The following is a 17,837-nucleotide window of genomic DNA, read 5'->3' as shown; positions in this document are numbered from 1 at the left end:
CGGTGAACACCACCCTCGACTGCTTCATGAGAATAATTCAATCAGCAGCCACCGACATCGGGCTTTTCGGTCGTCGACCGGGGATGGGCTCCAGGGCGCGAGCGGCGCGGGGCCCAGCCGAGGGCGATCGCCGCACCGGCGAGCGCGAGCTGGCCCACGTAGGGCAGGATCGCGGAGACCCCGGATCCGTCGCCTCCCGAAATCGCGAACGTATCGGCGATCGACATGCCGATACCGAAGTCGGAGAAGAAGCGGAAGAAGACGGCGCCGCCGACGAGGCCGAGCATCACGATCGCGAGCCGGCGGCGCGGCCGCCGAGGCCGAGCATCGCGATCGCGAGCCGGCGGCGCGGCCGCCGAAGCGCTAGCCGAGCCCGCCCGCGATCTCCCGCAGGGTGGCGAGGTGGCCTCTCCACGCCGCGCGGCCCTCGCGCGTGAGGGTGAGCGAGGTGCGCGGCATCTTCCCGGCGAACGATTTGCCGACCGCGAGGTATCCGGCCGTCTCGAGCGCCGACACTTGCTTGCTGAGCGCGGAGTCGGTGATCTCCACGGCGTCACGCACCTCTTTGAAGCTCAGGGTGGCCGCGCGGTCCAGCGCCGCCATGATCGAGAAGCGAACGGGGTTCTGGAGGAGGTCGTCGAGCCGGTGGCGGGGGTGGTGCTCGGTGGTCGTCATGAGCGGGCTTCCCGTGCGGCGCAGACGAAGGCCACGACGAGCACCAGGCCGGATGCGAGCCCCGCCAGGAGAACGGATCCGTGCGCCCAGATCACCACGGCGATGGCGGCGGCATAGCTGACGAACCAGCTGGCGATGTAGGTGGTCCAGCGGCGGCTCCGTGCGAAGGCGGATCGGCCCTGGATGCTGATCATGAAGAAGATCAGCAGGGCGAACATCACCGCCAGTGTGCCGGTGTAGGCGAGGCCGAAGGCGCTGCCCGTGGCCAGTGCCATGGCGAACGTGCCCATCGAGGTCGCGACGCCGAGCGCGAGGATGAACGTGATGTAGGGCCACCGGGTGGCGTTGTGGGCGGATCGGCTCAGGCGGTCTGCCCGATCCAGGAGCCGTTGCGCCTCGGGGGCGGAGATGGTGGGCGTGGTGTCCATGAGGTGTCCCTTCCTTGCCGTTCCTCCATCTTCGCAAGTACTTTCCAATATGGCAAGTGGGTGGCGGGGCGGCCATCATGGAGACCATGACCGACATCGACTGGACCGCGGGATCCTGGACGAACGAACCCGCCCGGGTCGCCCTGACCGACGACGGCCTGCGCGTCACCGCCGTCGAGACGAGCGACGCCTGGCGACTCACCTCCTACGGCTTCATCCACGACACCGAGCACGCCCTGCTCGCGCCGTTCGCGCAGGACAGCGCGATGGAGGTGTCGTTCCGGCTGGACTTCTCGGGCCAGTTCGACCAGGCCGGGATCTTCGTCAAGGTCGACGACCGCACCTGGATCAAGGCCGGGGTCGAACGCAGCGACGGAGAAGAGAGTCTCGGCGCCGTCGTCACCCGGGAGGTCTCCGACTGGTCGCTCTCCCCGGTTCCCGACTGGAGCGGGAGGGGCGTCACCATCCGCGCCAGCCGGTCGGGGAACGCCCTGACGGTGCGCGCCCGGGTCGACGACGAGCCGTGGCGCCTGGTGCGGGTGGCGCCGCTCGATCCCGACGTGGTCGTACAGGCGGGCCCGATGTGCTGCGCCCCGACGCGCGGCGACCTCACGGTGCACTTCACGTCGTGGCGCACCGAGCCCGCCGACCTGAGCCTGCATCCGCAGCACTGAGCCACCGCGGGCGGGAGTCCGCTTTCGTCGTCACGGCTCCGATCAGGCTTCAGCGCGGTGTCGTCTCAACACCGCGACTGCGAAGCCCGCCCAGAAGGCGAGTCCCGCGACGCCGAGTGCCACGGCAGCGGCCCCCGCGATCGCGCCACAGCCGACGACCACCGCGCCGTCAGGGCTGAAGGCGGTGCCGGAGAGGGGCGCGTAGGCGAACCATCCGAAGGTGGCGGTCTGCGGGGTCGCGACGATGATCCCGACTACGCCCGCCATCATCACCACGACGGAAGCGATCGGAAGGAGAAGCATCCTGCGGGAGCGCGTCGAGGCCATGCGTCCACGCTAACCGCGCACCGCCGCCGTAGGCCAGTCAGCCGTCGAAGACCTCGACGCTCGCGAACGCGGCGTCCTCCGTGAGATCGTCGACGAGGGGCGACGGGCACTCCGCCAGAGCGGTCCGTGCCGCGTGCGGTTCGGATGCTCCGTCGAACACGACCTCGACCGAGTAGCACGTGTACACCTCGCTGGGGCCTGGATGCTCCCGCCCGACACCTCCCGGACGAGCGCCCGAGGTGATGAAGACCGAGAAGCTCGCAACCGACGGTGTCGTGGCGACGTCGTAGAGGATCGCGCCGCCGTCGACGAGTCCGAGACCCGGAATCGACCTCACCGAGCCATCCCATCGCGTTCCCACCACTCCGGCCATGTATTCGGTGGCATCGGACACGGCAGGCGGGTAGAGATCCGGTGCCAGGCGGTGCTTGATCGCGATCGTCGCATCCAGGGGCCCGTAGATGCTCTGCGACAGCGGGTCTTTGTGCAACGCGATCCGGTCCCAGAACCATCCGTCGATCCCGCTGTCGTACCCGTGATATCCGGTGGTGCAGCCGGCTGCGGCCAGCGCGAGAATAGCGATCGACACGGCTCCCGAGGCGCGCTGCATCCCCCTCACTCAGGGCGCCTCAGGGTCGACCAGTGGAACCATCCGTACGACCACAGGCTGAATCCGGCTGCAGTCAGTGCCCAGGCGAGTACCGCAGCCGTCACCTCTCTACGCCTATCCGTCCGCACTCGTCCACTGTAGGGGCCGGGGAGAGTCGCGTTCCGACGGATGGATCCGGACGTGCGACTCGCCGGGCTCTCGGGCGGCATCCTCGCCCGCAGGCCCGCGGTCGCCGTCGCTCAGGTGGCGGCTCGCACCAGCACCACGAGCAGGCAGATCGCACCGGCGACGAGGAGGCAGACGGATGCCATGCGAGCGAGCAGGCCGTCGAACTCCGTCGGGCGCACGGCGCCGCGCCACTGCCGTGCCCTGAGCCGCGTGAAGAAGCGCGGGAAGATCAGCGTCAGCAGACCGGCGGCGAGGAGGCCCGCTCCGAGGACGACCAGAAGCGCGGGATTGTACGGTCGCGTCAGAGCTTCGATCGCCGGTGTCACCCCTGGAGCCTATCCGGCCGATCGGTGCCGCCTCGCGCGCCGGATTCGCGTTCCGGGTTCACTCGCCGGGCTCGCGTTCCGGGTTCACGTCCGAGTTCGCGTTCCGAGCGTGACTCCCCAGGCGGCGTGCGCTCCATCAGCCGCCAGGAACCGCCGGTCAGGGGCGTGAGCGTCACGAGGGTGTACAGGATCGCGATGAGCGCGAAGGTCGTGGGCAGCCCGAAGGCTTCGGCGCCGATGCCTCCGAGCAGCGCCCCGAAGGGCACGCCGGCCCAGGCGCCGGCATTGATCAGCCCGAAGACGCGGCCGCGCATCGGGGCGGGTACGCGCTCCAGCTCGACGGTGCCGAGGATGGGGTTGAGGGCGCCCGACGCGAGGCCCGACAGGGCCGTCACCGCCACCAGTACCGGGAACGGGGCGCCGAACGCGAACGCGGTGTTGGCGGCACCGCCCGCGAGGGCGAAGCACAGCACGAAGGTGATCCGTCGAGGCAGCCGATGCGCGACGAACCCGAAGGCGATGTTCCCGGCCAGCGCGCATCCGCCCATCACGGCGACCAGCACGCCGAGCGCCGCCGCCCCGCCGAGGCGGTCGTGCGCGTAGAGCGGGAGCAGGGTCGAGCCGCGGGCGGCATCGAAGAGATTGGTGATCAGCACCAGGCCGACGATCAGGCGCATCAGCGGATCGCGGACGACGAAGCGCAGACCGGCGCGCAGCTCGGCCCAGTAGGAGGAGCGCGGCTCGCCCGCATCCGGTGCCCCATCCGCACCGGCATCCGGTGTCGCGACGGGCGGGCGAACGGATGCGGCCGACACGAAGAGCCAGGTCACCAGCGCCGAGACGGCGAAGGTGGCCGCGTTGACGAAGAGGGCGGCCATCGGACCGATCAGGGCCACGAGCAGCCCCGCGATCGAGGCGCCGATCAGCTTGGCCAGCCGTTCCGAGCCGTCGAGCAGGCCCACGCTCTGTTCCAGCCGCACGCCCGCGCGGGCGGTGAGTTCCGGCAGCATCACGCGCCGGGCGGTCTGGCCCGGGGTGTCGAGCAGGCCGCTCGCGAACACGAGCAGCAGGAGCGCCCAGAACGGCAGTCCCACGCTGAGGGCGAGCACCGGGATGGCCAGCACGGTGATGCCGCTGATGATGTCGGCGGTGATGGCGGCGCGGCGATGGCCCACCCTGTCCACCAGCACGCCGCCGAACGCGCCGCCGATGATGATCGGCGCGGTTGCGAAGAACGCGGCGATGCCCACCTCCACGGCCGAACCGCCGAGGCCGAGAACGTAGAAGGGGATGGCGAAGGCCGTGACGACGTTGCCGGTCTGCGAGATGGCGTGGGCGGTCAGGAGAGCCGAGAGGGAGCCGAGCGCGCGGCGATCCCGCGGCGGGGCGGTGGGCGAGGACTGGGGCTCGGATGCCGTCGGCCGGGTCATGGCCGGCGGTAGGCCTGGTAGACGACGGCCACGCGCTCGGCGAGGTCGTGCCGTGTGGTGCCCGTGGTGCCCGTGGTGCCCTGCCCGGCGCCGTGGCCGGGATCGGAGTCGGCCTGCCCGGCGTCGTCCAATCCGGCGTCATCCTGGCCGGCGCCGTCGTGACGTGCGCTGGTCTCGACCCAGCGGCCCACGAGCTCCTCGAGCTCGGAACGCATCTGCGCCAGCTCGGCGACCGTGAGGCGCAGCATCCGATCGCCGCTCGCCCCCGCGGCGACCCATTCCACCGGGAGTTCGGGCATCGCGTCGATGTAGTCGCTGTAGCGGGCGGCGTAGGCCTGGGCGATCGATTTCTGCAGAACGGATGACGCGGCGAGCTGTGCAGGGTCGGCCAAGAGCTCGGCGGGCTCCCAACTGGTCAGCTCGGCCGTCGCCTTCCACCATCGCTCGCGCTGGTCGCTGCTCTGCGCATCCGCGGGCTCGATCAGGTCGATGGAGGCCAACTTGCCCAGGTGATAGCTGATGGTGCCCGGGGCCTCGTCCACCACATCGCCGAGCAGCGCCGCCGTCTGCGGGCCGCGCTCCCGGAGCAGGCCGAGCAGCCGCAGCCTCGTCGGGTGGGCGAGCACCCGCATGGAGGCGGCGGTCGTGAGCGTGGAGCGGGTGGTCTCGTCGGCGGCCATGACCTCAGGATATGTGCACAACGAACATTGCGCAATAAGTGTTGTGCGTTCGCGATCAGGCCCGGTGCCGACCGTGCAGAGATAATGGCCCCATGGGGTGGGTGTGAGGGCGGGGCGGGCGCTGTACGTGGAGACCGTCATCCGAGCCGACCTCGAGACGGTCTGGCGGCTCACGCAAGACCCCTCGCTGCACCCCCGCTGGGATCTGCGGTTCAGCGCCATCATCCCCACGGGCACGGATGCTCGGGGCCGGATGCGGTTCCGGTACGAGCGCTCGCTGCCGTTTCACCGCATCCACGGCAGCGGTGTGTCGTTGGGTGAGCGCAGCCGGCCCGACGGGACCCGCACCTCCGCCCTCTCCTTCGAGACCGACGACCGGCTGTCGCCCCTGCGCAGCGGACGAGGCTACTGGCGGTACGTGCCCACGCCGGACGGGGTGCGCTTCATCACCGGTTACGACTACGTCCCGGGCTTCGGCCGACTGCCCGATCTGCTGCTGCGTCCGATCGTGCGGTGGATGACCGCGTGGAGCTTCGACCGGCTGCGCATCTGGGCGGAGACGGGCACGCCGCCCGAGCGGTGGGGGCTTCGGAGCGTGCCGGCCTGGTGGCGGGCCGAGCGGCCGCGCGCGGCCCGGTGCCGCATCCGCCCGCCCCGCGGCGGAGCGATGGCCGGTGCACCGGCGACGCTCGGAGAGCTGTCGTGAGCGCGCCCGACGTGCGCACGGCGTCCATCTTCCGGACCGCGCTGGGCGAGGAGCGCTTCGCCCGGCTGCACCCGATGCTGCAGCGCCGCTTCGGCGTCTCGCTCGAGGCCGGCTACGCGTGCGTGGGGCACGGCACGATGCAGAGCATCCGGCGCGGGCCTTGGTGGACGGTGCCGTTCCTGCTGATCGGGCGGCTGCGCCACATCCTCGTCGCCGACACGGGGAACCAGGTGCCGTTCACCATCGAGAACTACCCCTACCTCGACCCGTTCGGGCGCGAGACGATCACCTTCGTGCGCGAGTACCGGGTGCGCCGCCGCCCGGCCCGCTTCGACGCGACGATGGTGCTGGATGCTCGGCGCGGCACCGTCGTCGACTACCTGGGCACCCACCAGCACCTCGCCGTCGACCTCGATCTCGACGTGGACGAGCGCGGCGGGCTGGTGCTGCGCTCCACCGAGCAGCGCTTCTACGAGGGGCCGTTCGGCTTCCGCTTCCCGCTGGTGTTCTCCGGCTCGGCAGAGTTGCACGAGAGCTGGGACGAGGAGCGGGGCCAGTTCCACGTCGCGCTCGAGGTGCGCAACCGGCTGCTCGGTTTCCTGTTCGGCTACGAAGGCTGGTTCACCTGCGACTTCCCGCCGGCCACCGATGCGCCCGCCCGGCTCAAGCCCGTCCACCACGAGAAGCGCCTCTGAGACGGGATGCCGGGGCGACTCGCCGGGCCGAGGTTCGGGGAGGGGAGGGGAGTCAGAGCTTCTGGTCGTCGGTGCCGTCGGCGATGAGCAGGTCGATCCGGAGTTCTTGCACGCGCCGGTAGCTCTGCAAGGCCTTGGTCGCCACCACCATCAGTCGGCCCAGGAGGACCAGCAACACCACGGTGCCGAGGAGGAGGGCGATCATGAGAACGGTGTACGGAATGGTGGTCCAGTCGTTGTAATACATCTGTAGACGCTAACCCGCGGGCCGCCGGGACTTCCAGTCTCAACGCGGGACTTGAGAGGATGGAACGATGATCGAGGTCGAGCGGGTGGACGTCGTCTCCGCCGAGGTGACGCTCCTGCATCCTGTCTCCGTGACGCTCCGGGCAGGCGAGGTGCTGGCCGTGCGGGGCCGGAACGGCACGGGCAAGTCGACGCTGCTGCGCGTGCTGGCCGGTGCCCGGAAGCCGTCGCACGGTACGGCGCGGATCGGCGGCGAGATCGTCGACAGCCGGGACCGCCGGTTCCGGCGACGGGTGGCCGCGATGATCGGACTGCCGCCGACGGCTCCCGACCTGACGGTTCTGGAGCACGTCAGGCTGGTCGCGGCGACCTGGACCCCGGGTGAAGGCGAACGGCCGGTGTCCGAACGCGCGCTGCTCGGCGAGCTGGGGCTGGACGCGCTGGCCGATCGCTTCCCGCACGAACTCTCGTCGGGGCAGACGCAGCTCTTCGGTCTCGCCCTGGTGCTCGCGCGGCCCTTCGACGTGCTCCTGCTCGACGAGCCGGAGCAGCGTCTCGATCCCGACCACCTCGCGATGGTGGCCCGTGTGCTTCGCGCACGCCGCGATGCGGGCGCGACCGTGGTGCTGGCCACCCACAGCACGGTGCTCGCCGATGCGGTGGCCGATCGCACGCTCGAGCTGCAGGGGGCGGCGTGAGCACCCGGGTGCGGGCGGCGATCGCCATCTGGAACTCCCGCGCGGCCGGGACGCGCGGGGACCGCCCTTTCGTCGTCTACCTGGGGCTGATGATCGCGCTGGTCGCGATCGCCCCGGTGGGCCGAGCCGTGTGGCTGAGTGCGTCGAGCGCGGAGGGTGTCGCCGTCCTCTCCGCGGCCCCGGCGCCGACGGTCGCGATCGTGGTGACGGTCTGCCTGTGGGCGGGTGCCTTGCTTCTCGGCCGGGAACGCGGACCGGCGCTCCGGCCCCCGTTCCTCGCCCACGCGCTCGCGACGAGCGACGTCCCGGTCGCCGAGGCCTTCCGCCGGCCATTCCTGCGTTCCGGAGCCGTGGTGGCGGCGGTCTGTGCGAGCGTGGCGGGACTCGTCGGCGCGAGTCTCGTGAGCGCCGGGCTGACGCAGGCGCCCGGGGCCGTCGCCTTCGCCGCGGTCGGGCTGGTCGTCGGCGTCGTCACGACGGTGGGCTGGCTGGCGGGCCAGGCGGTGCCGCGCGCCTCGGTGCTCATCGCACTCGTGGTGGCCGTGCTCGGGGCGGCGACGGTCGCGTCGCCCTCGCTGCGGGCGGTCACGCCGTGGGGGTGGGTCGGGCTCGCGTACCCTCTGCACGGTATCGCCGCCGCGCCGATCGTGCCCGTCGCATCCGTTCCCGTCGCATCCGTTCCCGTCGCATCCGTGGTGCCCGTCGCATCCGTGGCCCTGGTCGCCCTGACGGCCCTGGCGATCGCGCTCGTCGCGGCCGTGCCGTCGCTGATGAACCGGATCGACGTCACCGAGCTCGTCGCGCAGGCCTCGCGGTGGAGTTCGGCGACGTCGCTCGCGACCGGGATGGACTTCGACGCCGCCGCCCGCACCTATCAGGCGCACCCGCAGGTGGGCCGTCGCCTCCAGGCCGTCGGGCCCGTCCGTGCCACCCGATCCGTCCGTGCCGCCAGTCCCGTCCGTGCCGCCAGTCCCGACCGTGCCGCCCGATCCGTCCGGCCCGGGGCGGGTCTCGCTCGGACGTTCCTCGTGCGCGATGCCGTCGGAGCGCTGCGGACACCCGGCCGGTTCATCGCCGGAGTCCTGGCGCTCGCCCTCGCCGCCGTGCTCGTCGCGGTCGCCGCTGCCCCCGCGGCTCCGGGCTGGATGCTCGGGGCGGCCGCCGGGATCGTCGCCTTCGCCGCCCTCGGCCCGCTCACCGACGGCATCCGGCACGCCGCGAGCGTCGCCGCCGACTTCCCCCTGTACGGCATCAGCGACGAACGGCTGCTCGCCCAGCACGCTCTCTTCCCGCTCGCCGTTGCCCTGATCGTCATCGCCGTCGTGATCGCCGTGATCGGGCTCGTCACCGGCGCCTTGCCCGGCTCCGCGGCGGCGAGCGCTCTCGTGCTCGTGACCCTCGCGGTGGCGAACCGCATCGGCACCGCGCTGAAAGGCCCGCTCCCACCCGTGCTGCTCACTCCCCTTCCGACCGCGATGGGCGACCCGATGGCCGCCGTGCGTCTGGCGTGGGCACTGGACGGGGTCATCCTCGCGGGCCTCGCCGGAACGGCCGCTGCGCTGGCGCCGACGGCGCCGCTCCTCGCCACGGGTGTCGCCGTGGTCATCGTGGGCGCCGGGATCCACCGCTGGCGCCACCGGCGCTGAGAGCCGGGCCGCCCGTCGCACGGGCGCCCCGCCCGAAGGCGATCCGTCGGCGACCGCAGCCCCGCACCCCGCTGCTCGAGGCTCCGGTCAGCGGAAGGAGCCGAGCTGGCGCTCGACCGGTACGGTCCCCTCGACGATGACGTCGCCCGTGTGGGCGGTCGTCACCGTCTCGATCAACACGATCTCCACCTCCTCGTCGGCGATCGGGTTGTGCTGCGTCCCGCGGGGCACGACGTAGAACTGTCCCGGCGTCAGCACGACCTCCTCGTCGTCGGGGAGCTGGATGCGGAGCCGGCCCGAGACGACGAGGAACATCTCGTCCTCGGCGTCGTGGGCGTGCCAGACCAGTTCGCCCAGCAGTTTCGCGACCTTGACGTACTGGTCGTTCACCCGCCCGACCACGCGCGGAGTCCAGTGCGCCTCGACCTGTCGGAGTTCGGCCGCGACGTCGATCCCGTGAAGAGCGCTCATGACACCATCGTCGCCCACCGGAGGCGCAGGCGGCCAATCGGCGCGGGCCCGCCCGATTCACCCGCCGACGAGGCACCCGTGCAAGCGCTCGGCCGTGGTCCTGTTCGAGCATCCGTCGGGGGTCCGGTCGAAGACTCCCTGCGGGGCGGATGCGCGTACCGCCGCCCCCGCGACGCCGAGCGAGTCGGCGGGTTGACGACCCAGCAGCCGGGCGAGGTCCTCGCCGGTGCGGGAGAGGAATCCGTGCCGCACCGCGGTGTGGATCGACATCAGCATGGCCGGCTGGAAGGGCTTCAGCCCCGCGTGATCCAGCTGCGTGCGTCGCTCGTGCAGCGGGATGTCGACCGGCGACACTCCAACTCGCGCGGCGACCTGGCGGGCCGTGATCGGGGTGCCGACGAGCTCGTAGGTGCGCCCGGCGTGCGCGCGCGGTGCCGTCGCGACCACGGCGGCGGCCTCGGCGAGGTCGTCCCGCGTCACTGCGGCCAGGGCTCCCTCGCCGAACGCCGAGGTCAGCTGCGACCCCGACCATTGCAGGAGCGAGCCGAACAGCTCGGCGTACAACCCGTTCCGGAGGATCGTCCACGACACCGCGCTCCGCCGCAGCCGCCGCTCCGTCCACCGGTGCGCCAGCGCGAACGCCAGATGATCGCCCTCGCCCGCCAGGCTGGTGTAGACCACATGAGCGACCCCGTCGCGCTCGGCCGCCGCGATCACCGCCTCGTGGCGGCCGATCACCACGTCGTCCTCCGCCTCGCCGGCGGACACGAGCACCAGGGTGTCGACGCCCTCCAGCGAGAGGGTCACGGGCCGGTCGAAGTCGAGCACGCGGGACGCCTCGGCGCCGCTGCGGCTGCTGCCCGTGGCGGAGGCGCCGCGCTCGCGGAGATGGGTCAGGATGCCGTGGCCGAGCTGGCCGGTGCTGCCGGTGACGAGGATCAACTGATCGCCTTTCGTGGTTCTGTTCGGTAACTAGGCTGATCCTGTTCTGCCAGCCCCGACCGTCACAAGAAGGCACTCTCATGTCACTCACGCACACGGAAGTAACCGCAGGCCTCGAGTCGTGCGGAAAGGCCGAGCATCCGGATTGCGGCATCCGCGACGTGCTCGACCGGGTGGGCGACAAGTGGTCGGTGCTCGTCGTGGTCGAACTCGCCTCCGGCACCCGGCGATTCCGCGAGCTCCAGCGGGCGATCGACGGCATCTCTCAACGGATGCTCACCCTCACCCTCCGCCGGCTGGAACGAGATGGCCTCGTGGAGCGCACCGTGTACCCGACGGTCCCGCCGCAGGTGTCCTACGCGCTGACCGAATCGGGCCGCAGTCTGACCCACCTCGTGAAGGCGCTGGCCGACTGGTCGATAGAGCATCGGCCCGTGATCGCTGCAGCGCGGCAGGACTACGACTCCGCGAACCCCGGACACCCCATCCGCTGACGCTGCCGCCGCCGGGGCATCGATGCCCGCTGCTCGCTCAGCGCCTCCGGAGGGCGACGAGATAGCGGCACGGCTCGCCCGTGGGGTTGGCGAACTCGCACGGCTGCGGTGCGCCGAGCTGAAGACAGTCGCCCTCGGCGAGCTCGTGCACCTCCGTCCCCTCGGTGAAGCGCAGCATGCCCGACAACACCCAGATCTGCTGATCGATCGCCAGATAGCTCTCGACCGGCATCGGCACCCGCGCCCCCGGCGGCAGCTCGACCTCGATCAGCTGCAGCTCGACCCCCGCGGGAGGCGAGATCGCACGGCGTCGGTAACCGGTCGCGGGGTCGATCCACACCGGCTGCGCGGCGGCCCGGGCGACCCGCTCGGTGCGCTCCTCCGCTCGCGCGATCAGCTCCGAGAGGGTGACGTCGAGTGCGCCGGCGAGCCGGGCCAGGAGCGCCGCGGTCGGTTGCGCCTCGCCCTGCTCGATCTTCGCGATCATGGCGCGGGAGACGCCGGAGGCCGCGGAGAGGGCGCTGACCGTGAGCCCGCGCGCGAGCCGGATCGACTGCAGCGATTCCGCGAGGGAGAGGGTGAGTGCATCCGTCATGGTGTCGCATCCGCCGTCCGAGTCGTCTCCATCATGGGTGTCATCATAGTGGCTATTGCGCTACTATCGGCGCATGATGTCCTCCTTGCTCATCCGCTCGGCCGGCGCCGACGACGCCGCTGCCTGCGCCGAGGTCTACGGCCCGTACGTCGACGGGTCGGTCATCACCTTCGAGACGGTGCGGCCGAGCGCCACCCAGATGGCGGAGCGCATCGCCGACGCGCAGCAGAAGCACGCGTGGCTGGTGGCCGAGAGCGATGGCGGAGTGCTCGGCTACGCCTACGCCCACCGCTTCAACGGGCGTGCCGCCTACGACTGGTCGTGCGAGACGAGCATCTACCTCGCCCCCACGGCTCGTGGGCACGGGGTGGGGCGGATGCTCTACGGCGCCCTTCTCGACCGCCTCGTCGAGCGCGGCCTCCGCCGGGCGTTCGCCGGCGTCACCCTCCCGAACGACGCCAGTCTCGGGCTCCACCGCGCCTTCGGTTTCACCGACGCGGGACTCTACCGCGCCGTGGGCTGGAAGGACGGGCGCTGGCTCGACGTGGCCTGGCTGCAGCGCGACCTGGGGCACCCGGGCGCCGACCCGCTCGCCCCGCCGGTGCGCACTCGCTGACGGGCGAGCCGCAGCGACGAGCCCCGGGGAGTCCGGTGAACCCGGAGAGCCCGGGGAACCCGGAAAGCCCGAAGAGTCCGGACGACGCAACATCCTTCTTCCGTGAAGAAAAATGACCCGCTGTAATACGCCCGAAACGCGACAGCGCGATACTGGTGGGGCAACGTAAGCCGTTGCGGGCCCACCGGGCCACAAAATCTCGGTGGTGTGTGAGAGATGTCGGAGTCTCCGCCCTGGCCTGCGTGCGCACGGCCGTTCCGGGTGATTCCCCGCCATCCCTCATTTCCTGACAACCGGTATGAAGTGAGAAGCAGTATGGCACTCAAAGTGACGATCGTCGTGGGCAATCCCAAGCCCAGGTCCCGCACCCTCAAGGTGGCTGAAACCCTCGTGGAGAAGCTGCTGGCCGAGGGCTCCTACGAGCTCGAGGTGATCGATCTGGCCGAGCACACGGCCGAGATCTTCGCCTGGCCCTCGGAGCAGATGGCGGCCCTGAACGCCCGGGTCGCCGACAGCGACCTGGCCGTGTTCGCCTCGCCCACCTACAAGGCGACCTACACCGGCCTGCTCAAGGCGTTCCTGGACCGCTACCCGGCCAACGGGCTCGCGGGGGTGACGGCCATCCCGGTGCTGACCGGGGCCGACCTCACCCACTCGATGGGACCCACCGTGAACCTCGCACCGCTGCTCGTCGAGCTCGGTGCGGTCGTTCCCGGCCGCGGGTTCTACTTCGTCGCCGGGCAGATGGACCACCTCGAGGAGATCGTGGAGTCCGCCGCCCAGGAGTACGGCGCGAACCTCGGCCGCCTGGCCGCCGTCGCCGCCTCCACCCGCCCTGCGCTCGCCGCCTCGCCGGTTGCATAACCGCAATAGGAGCTGAAGATGACAATCGAAACGCCGTCCGCATCCGGATCACCCGACATCGCCACGGGCCCCGCGTTCGACCCCCGGGTCTTCCGCGACACGCTGGGGCACTACGCATCCGGGATCACCATCATCAGCGGCATCGACGAGGAGGGCCCGATCGGGTTCACCTGCCAGTCGTTCTACTCGGTCTCGACCGAGCCGCCGCTGGTGTCGTTCTCGGTGATGACCAACTCCACCACCTACCCGCGCGTTCGCGAGACGGGGAAGTTCGTGGTGAACGTGCTCGCGCACGACCAGGACTCCATCTCCAACCAGTTCGCCCGCAAGGGAACGGACAAGTGGGCCGGCATCGACTGGACGCCGACGGCCGCGGGCAACCCGGTGATCGACGGCACCCTGATGTGGCTGGACTGCGACATCTGGGCCGAGCACGAGGCCGGCGACCACTACATCGTCATCGGCAAGGTCAACGAGATGAGCCCCGCCTCCTGGCACAAGGAGGAGCCGCTGCTCTACTTCAAGGGCAAGTACCGCCACCTGCGCGACCTCGCCTCCTGAGGCGGGGCCTCCTGCGGCGGGGCTTTCTGCGGCGACGCATCCTGGGGCGCCGCATCCTGGGGCGCCGCATCCGTGCCCTCGTCAGGCGAGGAGGGCGCGGATGTCGTCGGCCGTGAACGCGCGGGCGAAGGCGGCGTCGTCGAAGACCGCGTCGAAGAGCCGGGCCTTGTGCTCCTTGAGCTGCATGACCTTCTCCTCGATGGTGTTCGTGGCGACCAGCCGGTAGACGTTCACCGGACGCGTCTGGCCGATCCGGTGCGTGCGGTCGATCGCCTGCGCCTCGCTCGCCGGGTTCCACCACGGGTCGAGCAGGTAGACGTAGTCGGCCTCGGTGAGGGTGAGCCCGAACCCGCCGGCCTTGAGGCTGATCAGGAACACCGGGGCCTCGCCCGCCTTGAACCGCTCGATCACCTCGGGACGCCGGCGGGTGGATCCGTCGAGGTACTCGTACGCGATGCCCTCGGCGTCGAGCCGGGCGGCCACCAGGGCCAGGTAGCTCGTGAACTGACTGAACACGAGCGAGCGGTGACCCTCGGCCACGACCTCCTCGAGGTGCTCGACCAGCACGTCGAGCTTCGACGACGGGATGTTCTCGTGCGCCTCGTCGATGAGCGTCGCGTCCAGGCTCAGCATGCGCAGCAGGGTGAGTGACCGGAACACGATGAACCGGTTGCGGTCGAGGTCTTCGATCAGGCCGAAGAGCTTCTGCCGCTCGCGCTGCAGCACGGTGTCGTAGAGGTGCCGGTGCGCCGGGGCGAGCTCGACCTGCAGCACCTGTTCCTGCTTCTCGGGCAGTTCGGGCGCCACCGCCTCCTTCGTGCGGCGCAGCAGGAAGGGATGGATGCGACGCCGCAGCCGGGGCAGCAGGCTCGGGTCGAGCCCGCGCTCGATCGGCCGCTGGTACTGCTCGGCGAAACGCCGGGCGCTCGGAAAGAGGCCGGGCGCCACGATGTCGAACAGCGCCCACAGTTCCATCAGCGTGTTCTCCAGCGGGGTGCCCGTGATGGCCAGCCGGAAGTCGACGTCGAGCTCGCGCGCGCAGGCGTGCAGGCGCGAGGTGTGGTTCTTCACGAACTGGGCCTCGTCGAGCACCAGGCCGGCCCAGCGGATGCTCTGGTAGGCCTCGGCGTCGAGCCGGAAGAGGGCGTAGCTGGTGACCACCACATCCGCTCCCCGGGCGAGTTCGGCGAGTGATCCAGCGCTCGTGCTGCGGCCCTTGGCCTGGGTGGCGGTGACCGTGCGCATCCGCAGCCCCGGCGTGAAGCGGGCACCTTCGTCGGCCCAGTTGGCGACGACCGACGTGGGAGCCACCACGAGGAAGGGGCGCGTCTCGCCGGAGTTCCGGGCGTGGGTGAACAGGGCGAGGGTCTGCAGGGTCTTGCCGAGGCCCATGTCGTCGGCCAGCACACCGCCGAGCCGGTGCTGCCAGAGCAGGGCGAGCCAGTCGAAACCGGACTTCTGGTACGGGCGGAGGGTGGCGTCGACGCCGTCGGGGAGGGGGACCGGTGGCACCGTGCCGCCCTCTACTCCCTCGAGTTGCCGGTCGCGGAGGCCGCGGACCGCCTCGCGCCAGCTCTCGGCCTCGACGCTCTGGTCGGCGAGGTCGTCGAAGTCGGCCCAGAGGCTCACCTGGTGGCGCGAGATGCGCGGCCCCGTCTCCCACTCGTCGAGCGTGCCGGCCTCCTCCAGCAGCTCGCGCAGGCGGTCGAAGGCGGGGTGGTCGAGCGAGAGGTAGGTCTTGTCGACCATCAACAGCTTCTTGCGGCCCTGCGCCAGGGCCTTGAACAGGGGGCCGAACGGAACGCGGTAGCCGTTGATGTTGATCACGAATCCGAGGTCGAACCAGTCCCGTTTGAGGGTCTCGACGGTGGTGATCGTGATGTCGGGATGCCCGGTGAGCTCGCGGTAGGCGGGCTTCGGGCCGATCACCTCGACGCGCACGTCGGGCGAGGCCTCGAGCATCGGGAGGGCCTTCTCGGCGAAGGCGGCCGCGTCGATGCCGCGCAGCACGGTGCCGGGGGCCAGCGGATCGACCGTGGGCGGGAACCGCGTGAGCACCGCGTCGAGTTCGGCGGCGACCTCGCCCAGGATGCGGCGCTCGGCGTCGGGGTCGCGGTGGCCGAGCCAGTCCCAGTCGAGGTGCAGCACGTCGTCGGCGCGGAAGCGCGCGGTGAGCGAGAGGGTGGGCGGCGGCACGTCGGGCAGCTCCACCGAGGCGTCGGCGCTCGTGATCTCGACGCCGCGGCGCAGCGTGGGGTAGTACTCGTGGAAGAACTGCTCGGTCTCGTCGCGGGGCACGGTGGTGGCGGGGGAGCCGAGCAGGTGCTGTTGCTCGGGGGAGAGCGGATGCTGTACCGGGGCGAGCACGATGGCGCCGCCGTGGGCCTTCGTGCCCTTGCCGGTGCCGGCGCCGGTGCCGAGGCGGTAGGCGTACACGCCGTGGGTGCCGATGGCGCCAGCATCGTGAGCGGGCCAGGCGGGGGAGGCCGTCGCATCCGTCGCCGGAGGCTCACCCGTGTTTGTGCCCGTGCCCGTGCCCGCCGGCGCTTCCGCCGTGAAGGCGACCAAGGGCGTGATCGTGAGCGCACCGCCGCGCGCCCGTTGCGCGTCGAGCGTGACGGCGGCGCTCGCCGCCACCGCGACCGATCCGCCGCGTGCCGAGGAGGTGAGCTCGATGCCGATGCGCGCGGCCTCGGACAGCAGGGGCCAGAGAAGGGGGCTGGTGAACTCGTCGAGCGTGAGCCAGTCGGTCTCGGGTGCCGCGGTGGTGGGGCGGCCGGCACGGTGCAGCGCGGCGAACTGGGCGAACCAGCGATGGTGCTCGGGGTCGAGGTTGAGGCGGTTCACCTGGTGCGTGAACGAGCCCCAGGTGACGTTGGCCTTCACGAAGGCGCCGGTCGAAGCGCGGATGACCGGCCGCACGGCGAGCCGGCGGGCCGGCCGCTCGGCGGTGTTGCCGGAGTGGTCGAGCCGGTCGGCGGTGTCGGGCTCGCCGGATTCGTCGGCGTCGGCTCGATCGACGGCGGTCACCGAGGTCGGCCCCCGCCAGCGGTCGTGGGTGCGTGGAGCGAGTTCACGCACCTCGAACTGCAGCCCCATGGAGGTGCTCGCCGAGCCCGCTTCGGCTTCGGCGCGCGCGGGAACCCCCACGATCGCGCGCCAGCCGCGTTCGGCGGAGGGGCGGGAAGGGGGCATGTCCCCATCGTCTCATCCGGCTCCGACACTGCGGCATCGCCCCCGCGACGCCGCCGACTTGGACGACCCGAAACCACATGCTAGGCTCTGATACTCGTGCGGTGATGTGATCCGCATGATGCGCCCTTAGCTCAGCTGGATAGAGCGTCTGACTACGGATCAGAAGGCCAGGGGTTCGAATCCCTTAGGGCGCACAGGACAAAAGAACAGGTGGACCCGAAATAGGACCCGCCAGCGTTGCAAGCGCTATAGCATCTCGAGAGCATTCGATAGGCTTTCACCCTCGACAGTCAGGGGAAATGTTGTGGATGCTGGTGGGGTTGTTCTTTCCATCGTTCTGTTCGTCATCGGGTTGGCGGTGCTTGCATTCGTAATCCGGGCAGGCGTCAGGTCGGCGATTCGTGATCAATACACCGATCCGGAGCTTGAGAAGTTCGTGCTCCGCATGGTCGCGAAGGCACGCACGAACGACGAAACCGCCCCGCCCAAGACTCAGTAAGTCTCAGACGGGGCGTTGGTTTTTCAGTAGTTTTGCGTGACCCTTAGAGGGTCAGGCGTGGCGGGCGCTCGAGCCGGTGTTCGCGAGAGCGAGGCCGCCGATGGGGATGGCGAGGTAGGCGATGACTGCCTGTGCGCCAGTGACACCCTCGGGGATGACGGAGCCGATGCCGAGGAAGTAGGCGGCGATACCACCGACGACAACGGCGGAACCGGCATAGACGCCATATATGGTCTGGCGGATGATGCCGCTCGGGATGACGTTGCCGAGGTTGGGTGGGGTGCTGGTCAT

23 protein-coding genes and 1 tRNA gene are annotated in these 17,837 nt (G+C 70.7%); 10 read left to right on the top strand and 14 right to left on the bottom strand.

Annotated features, from left to right (window positions below; all coding sequences use genetic code 11):
• Positions 1 to 41: 41 nt before the first annotated feature.
• The 3 genes from ACN4JJ_RS05235 to ACN4JJ_RS05225 form a co-directional block, all read right to left on the bottom strand.
• Complete coding sequence (locus ACN4JJ_RS05235) at positions 42 to 287, bottom strand: hypothetical protein (RefSeq protein ID WP_440708859.1); 246 nt, start codon at positions 285 to 287, stop codon at positions 42 to 44.
• A 76-nt stretch (positions 288 to 363) separates the two neighbouring features.
• Complete coding sequence (locus ACN4JJ_RS05230; protein ID WP_440708858.1) at positions 364 to 675, bottom strand: winged helix-turn-helix domain-containing protein; 312 nt, start codon at positions 673 to 675, stop codon at positions 364 to 366.
• Positions 672 to 1,103, bottom strand: coding sequence for a chemotaxis protein CheY (locus tag ACN4JJ_RS05225; RefSeq protein ID WP_440708857.1), 432 nt, complete (start codon positions 1,101 to 1,103; stop codon positions 672 to 674). The genes ACN4JJ_RS05230 and ACN4JJ_RS05225 overlap by 4 nt, the downstream gene beginning before the upstream one ends.
• Positions 1,104 to 1,189: 86 nt before the next feature.
• Between ACN4JJ_RS05225 and ACN4JJ_RS05220 the strand changes: the two genes are divergently transcribed.
• The gene (locus ACN4JJ_RS05220; RefSeq protein ID WP_440708856.1) at positions 1,190 to 1,777 is read left to right on the top strand and encodes a DUF1349 domain-containing protein; all 588 of its coding nucleotides are present in this window, start codon (positions 1,190 to 1,192) and stop codon (positions 1,775 to 1,777) included.
• 42 nt (positions 1,778 to 1,819) lie between these two features.
• Here ACN4JJ_RS05220 and ACN4JJ_RS05215 read toward each other — a convergent pair whose 3' ends face one another.
• From ACN4JJ_RS05215 to ACN4JJ_RS05195, 5 genes are all read right to left on the bottom strand, one after another.
• Positions 1,820 to 2,104: a hypothetical protein gene (locus tag ACN4JJ_RS05215; protein ID WP_440708855.1), complete on the bottom strand. Its 285-nt coding sequence runs from the start codon at positions 2,102 to 2,104 to the stop codon at positions 1,820 to 1,822.
• A gap of 37 nt (positions 2,105 to 2,141) precedes the next feature.
• Complete coding sequence (locus ACN4JJ_RS05210) at positions 2,142 to 2,723, bottom strand: hypothetical protein (protein WP_440708854.1); 582 nt, start codon at positions 2,721 to 2,723, stop codon at positions 2,142 to 2,144.
• Between the two features lie 230 nt (positions 2,724 to 2,953).
• A complete protein-coding gene (locus ACN4JJ_RS05205; RefSeq protein WP_440708853.1) occupies positions 2,954 to 3,208 on the bottom strand; it encodes a DUF6199 family natural product biosynthesis protein in 255 nt (84 codons plus the stop codon).
• Positions 3,205 to 4,638, bottom strand: coding sequence for an MFS transporter (locus ACN4JJ_RS05200; RefSeq protein ID WP_440708852.1), 1,434 nt, complete (start codon positions 4,636 to 4,638; stop codon positions 3,205 to 3,207). Before ACN4JJ_RS05200 ends, ACN4JJ_RS05205 begins: the two co-directional genes overlap by 4 nt.
• A complete protein-coding gene (locus tag ACN4JJ_RS05195) occupies positions 4,635 to 5,318 on the bottom strand; it encodes a helix-turn-helix domain-containing protein (RefSeq protein ID WP_440708851.1) in 684 nt (227 codons plus the stop codon). The genes ACN4JJ_RS05200 and ACN4JJ_RS05195 overlap by 4 nt, the downstream gene beginning before the upstream one ends.
• A gap of 127 nt (positions 5,319 to 5,445) precedes the next feature.
• Between ACN4JJ_RS05195 and ACN4JJ_RS05190 the strand changes: the two genes are divergently transcribed.
• Both ACN4JJ_RS05190 and ACN4JJ_RS05185 read left to right on the top strand, forming a co-directional pair.
• Entirely contained in the window at positions 5,446 to 6,024 is a 579-nt protein-coding gene (locus tag ACN4JJ_RS05190) for an SRPBCC family protein (RefSeq protein WP_440708850.1), read from the top strand.
• Positions 6,021 to 6,719, top strand: coding sequence for a DUF4166 domain-containing protein (locus ACN4JJ_RS05185; RefSeq protein WP_440708849.1), 699 nt, complete (start codon positions 6,021 to 6,023; stop codon positions 6,717 to 6,719). Before ACN4JJ_RS05190 ends, ACN4JJ_RS05185 begins: the two co-directional genes overlap by 4 nt.
• Positions 6,720 to 6,771: 52 nt before the next feature.
• Here ACN4JJ_RS05185 and ACN4JJ_RS05180 read toward each other — a convergent pair whose 3' ends face one another.
• On the bottom strand, positions 6,772 to 6,966 hold the full coding sequence (locus ACN4JJ_RS05180) for a hypothetical protein (RefSeq protein ID WP_440708848.1): 195 nt from the start codon (positions 6,964 to 6,966) through the stop codon (positions 6,772 to 6,774).
• Between the two features lie 67 nt (positions 6,967 to 7,033).
• Here ACN4JJ_RS05180 and ACN4JJ_RS05175 point away from each other — a divergent pair, with 67 nt between their 5' ends.
• Together ACN4JJ_RS05175 and ACN4JJ_RS05170 are read left to right on the top strand one after the other, a co-directional pair.
• Positions 7,034 to 7,663 (top strand): ABC transporter ATP-binding protein, encoded by a 630-nt coding sequence (locus ACN4JJ_RS05175; protein WP_440708847.1) that lies wholly within the window; start codon positions 7,034 to 7,036, stop codon positions 7,661 to 7,663.
• Positions 7,660 to 9,309 (top strand): hypothetical protein, encoded by a 1,650-nt coding sequence (locus ACN4JJ_RS05170; protein WP_440708846.1) that lies wholly within the window; start codon positions 7,660 to 7,662, stop codon positions 9,307 to 9,309. The genes ACN4JJ_RS05175 and ACN4JJ_RS05170 overlap by 4 nt, the downstream gene beginning before the upstream one ends.
• Before the next feature lie 87 nt (positions 9,310 to 9,396).
• Here the strand turns inward: ACN4JJ_RS05170 and ACN4JJ_RS05165 are convergent, their stop codons facing one another.
• Together ACN4JJ_RS05165 and ACN4JJ_RS05160 are read right to left on the bottom strand one after the other, a co-directional pair.
• Complete coding sequence (locus ACN4JJ_RS05165; protein WP_440708845.1) at positions 9,397 to 9,780, bottom strand: cupin domain-containing protein; 384 nt, start codon at positions 9,778 to 9,780, stop codon at positions 9,397 to 9,399.
• A 57-nt stretch (positions 9,781 to 9,837) separates the two neighbouring features.
• Entirely contained in the window at positions 9,838 to 10,722 is an 885-nt protein-coding gene (locus ACN4JJ_RS05160) for an NAD(P)H-binding protein (protein WP_440708844.1), read from the bottom strand.
• Positions 10,723 to 10,802: 80 nt separating this feature from the next.
• Here ACN4JJ_RS05160 and ACN4JJ_RS05155 point away from each other — a divergent pair, with 80 nt between their 5' ends.
• A complete protein-coding gene (locus ACN4JJ_RS05155) occupies positions 10,803 to 11,216 on the top strand; it encodes a winged helix-turn-helix transcriptional regulator (RefSeq protein WP_440708843.1) in 414 nt (137 codons plus the stop codon).
• A 37-nt stretch (positions 11,217 to 11,253) separates the two neighbouring features.
• On the opposite strand, the gene ACN4JJ_RS05150 is transcribed toward ACN4JJ_RS05155, so the two are convergent.
• Positions 11,254 to 11,811 (bottom strand): helix-turn-helix domain-containing protein, encoded by a 558-nt coding sequence (locus ACN4JJ_RS05150; protein ID WP_440708842.1) that lies wholly within the window; start codon positions 11,809 to 11,811, stop codon positions 11,254 to 11,256.
• A gap of 73 nt (positions 11,812 to 11,884) precedes the next feature.
• Between ACN4JJ_RS05150 and ACN4JJ_RS05145 the strand changes: the two genes are divergently transcribed.
• The 3 genes from ACN4JJ_RS05145 (at position 11,885) to ACN4JJ_RS05135 (ending at position 13,852) form a co-directional block, all read left to right on the top strand.
• Entirely contained in the window at positions 11,885 to 12,427 is a 543-nt protein-coding gene (locus ACN4JJ_RS05145; protein WP_440708841.1) for a GNAT family N-acetyltransferase, read from the top strand.
• Positions 12,428 to 12,742: 315 nt separating this feature from the next.
• Complete coding sequence (locus ACN4JJ_RS05140) at positions 12,743 to 13,291, top strand: NADPH-dependent FMN reductase (RefSeq protein WP_440708840.1); 549 nt, start codon at positions 12,743 to 12,745, stop codon at positions 13,289 to 13,291.
• Between the two features lie 18 nt (positions 13,292 to 13,309).
• Positions 13,310 to 13,852, top strand: a complete 543-nt coding sequence (locus ACN4JJ_RS05135) for a flavin reductase family protein (protein ID WP_440708839.1) — start codon at positions 13,310 to 13,312, stop codon at positions 13,850 to 13,852.
• 81 nt (positions 13,853 to 13,933) lie between these two features.
• Here the strand turns inward: ACN4JJ_RS05135 and ACN4JJ_RS05130 are convergent, their stop codons facing one another.
• The gene (locus ACN4JJ_RS05130) at positions 13,934 to 17,047 is read right to left on the bottom strand and encodes a DEAD/DEAH box helicase (protein ID WP_440708838.1); all 3,114 of its coding nucleotides are present in this window, start codon (positions 17,045 to 17,047) and stop codon (positions 13,934 to 13,936) included.
• A gap of 120 nt (positions 17,048 to 17,167) precedes the next feature.
• Here ACN4JJ_RS05130 and ACN4JJ_RS05125 point away from each other — a divergent pair.
• Positions 17,168 to 17,241 (top strand) — tRNA-Arg (locus ACN4JJ_RS05125).
• 356 nt (positions 17,242 to 17,597) lie between these two features.
• Here the strand turns inward: ACN4JJ_RS05125 and ACN4JJ_RS05120 are convergent.
• A complete protein-coding gene (locus ACN4JJ_RS05120; protein WP_440708837.1) occupies positions 17,598 to 17,837 on the bottom strand; it encodes a hypothetical protein in 240 nt (79 codons plus the stop codon).

Source organism: Herbiconiux dendrobii (assembly GCF_052048175.1).
Lineage (GTDB): Bacteria > Actinomycetota > Actinomycetes > Actinomycetales > Microbacteriaceae > Herbiconiux.
The sequence above is the reverse complement of the archived record's forward strand: the minus strand, read 5'-3'. Positions and strand labels throughout refer to the sequence as shown.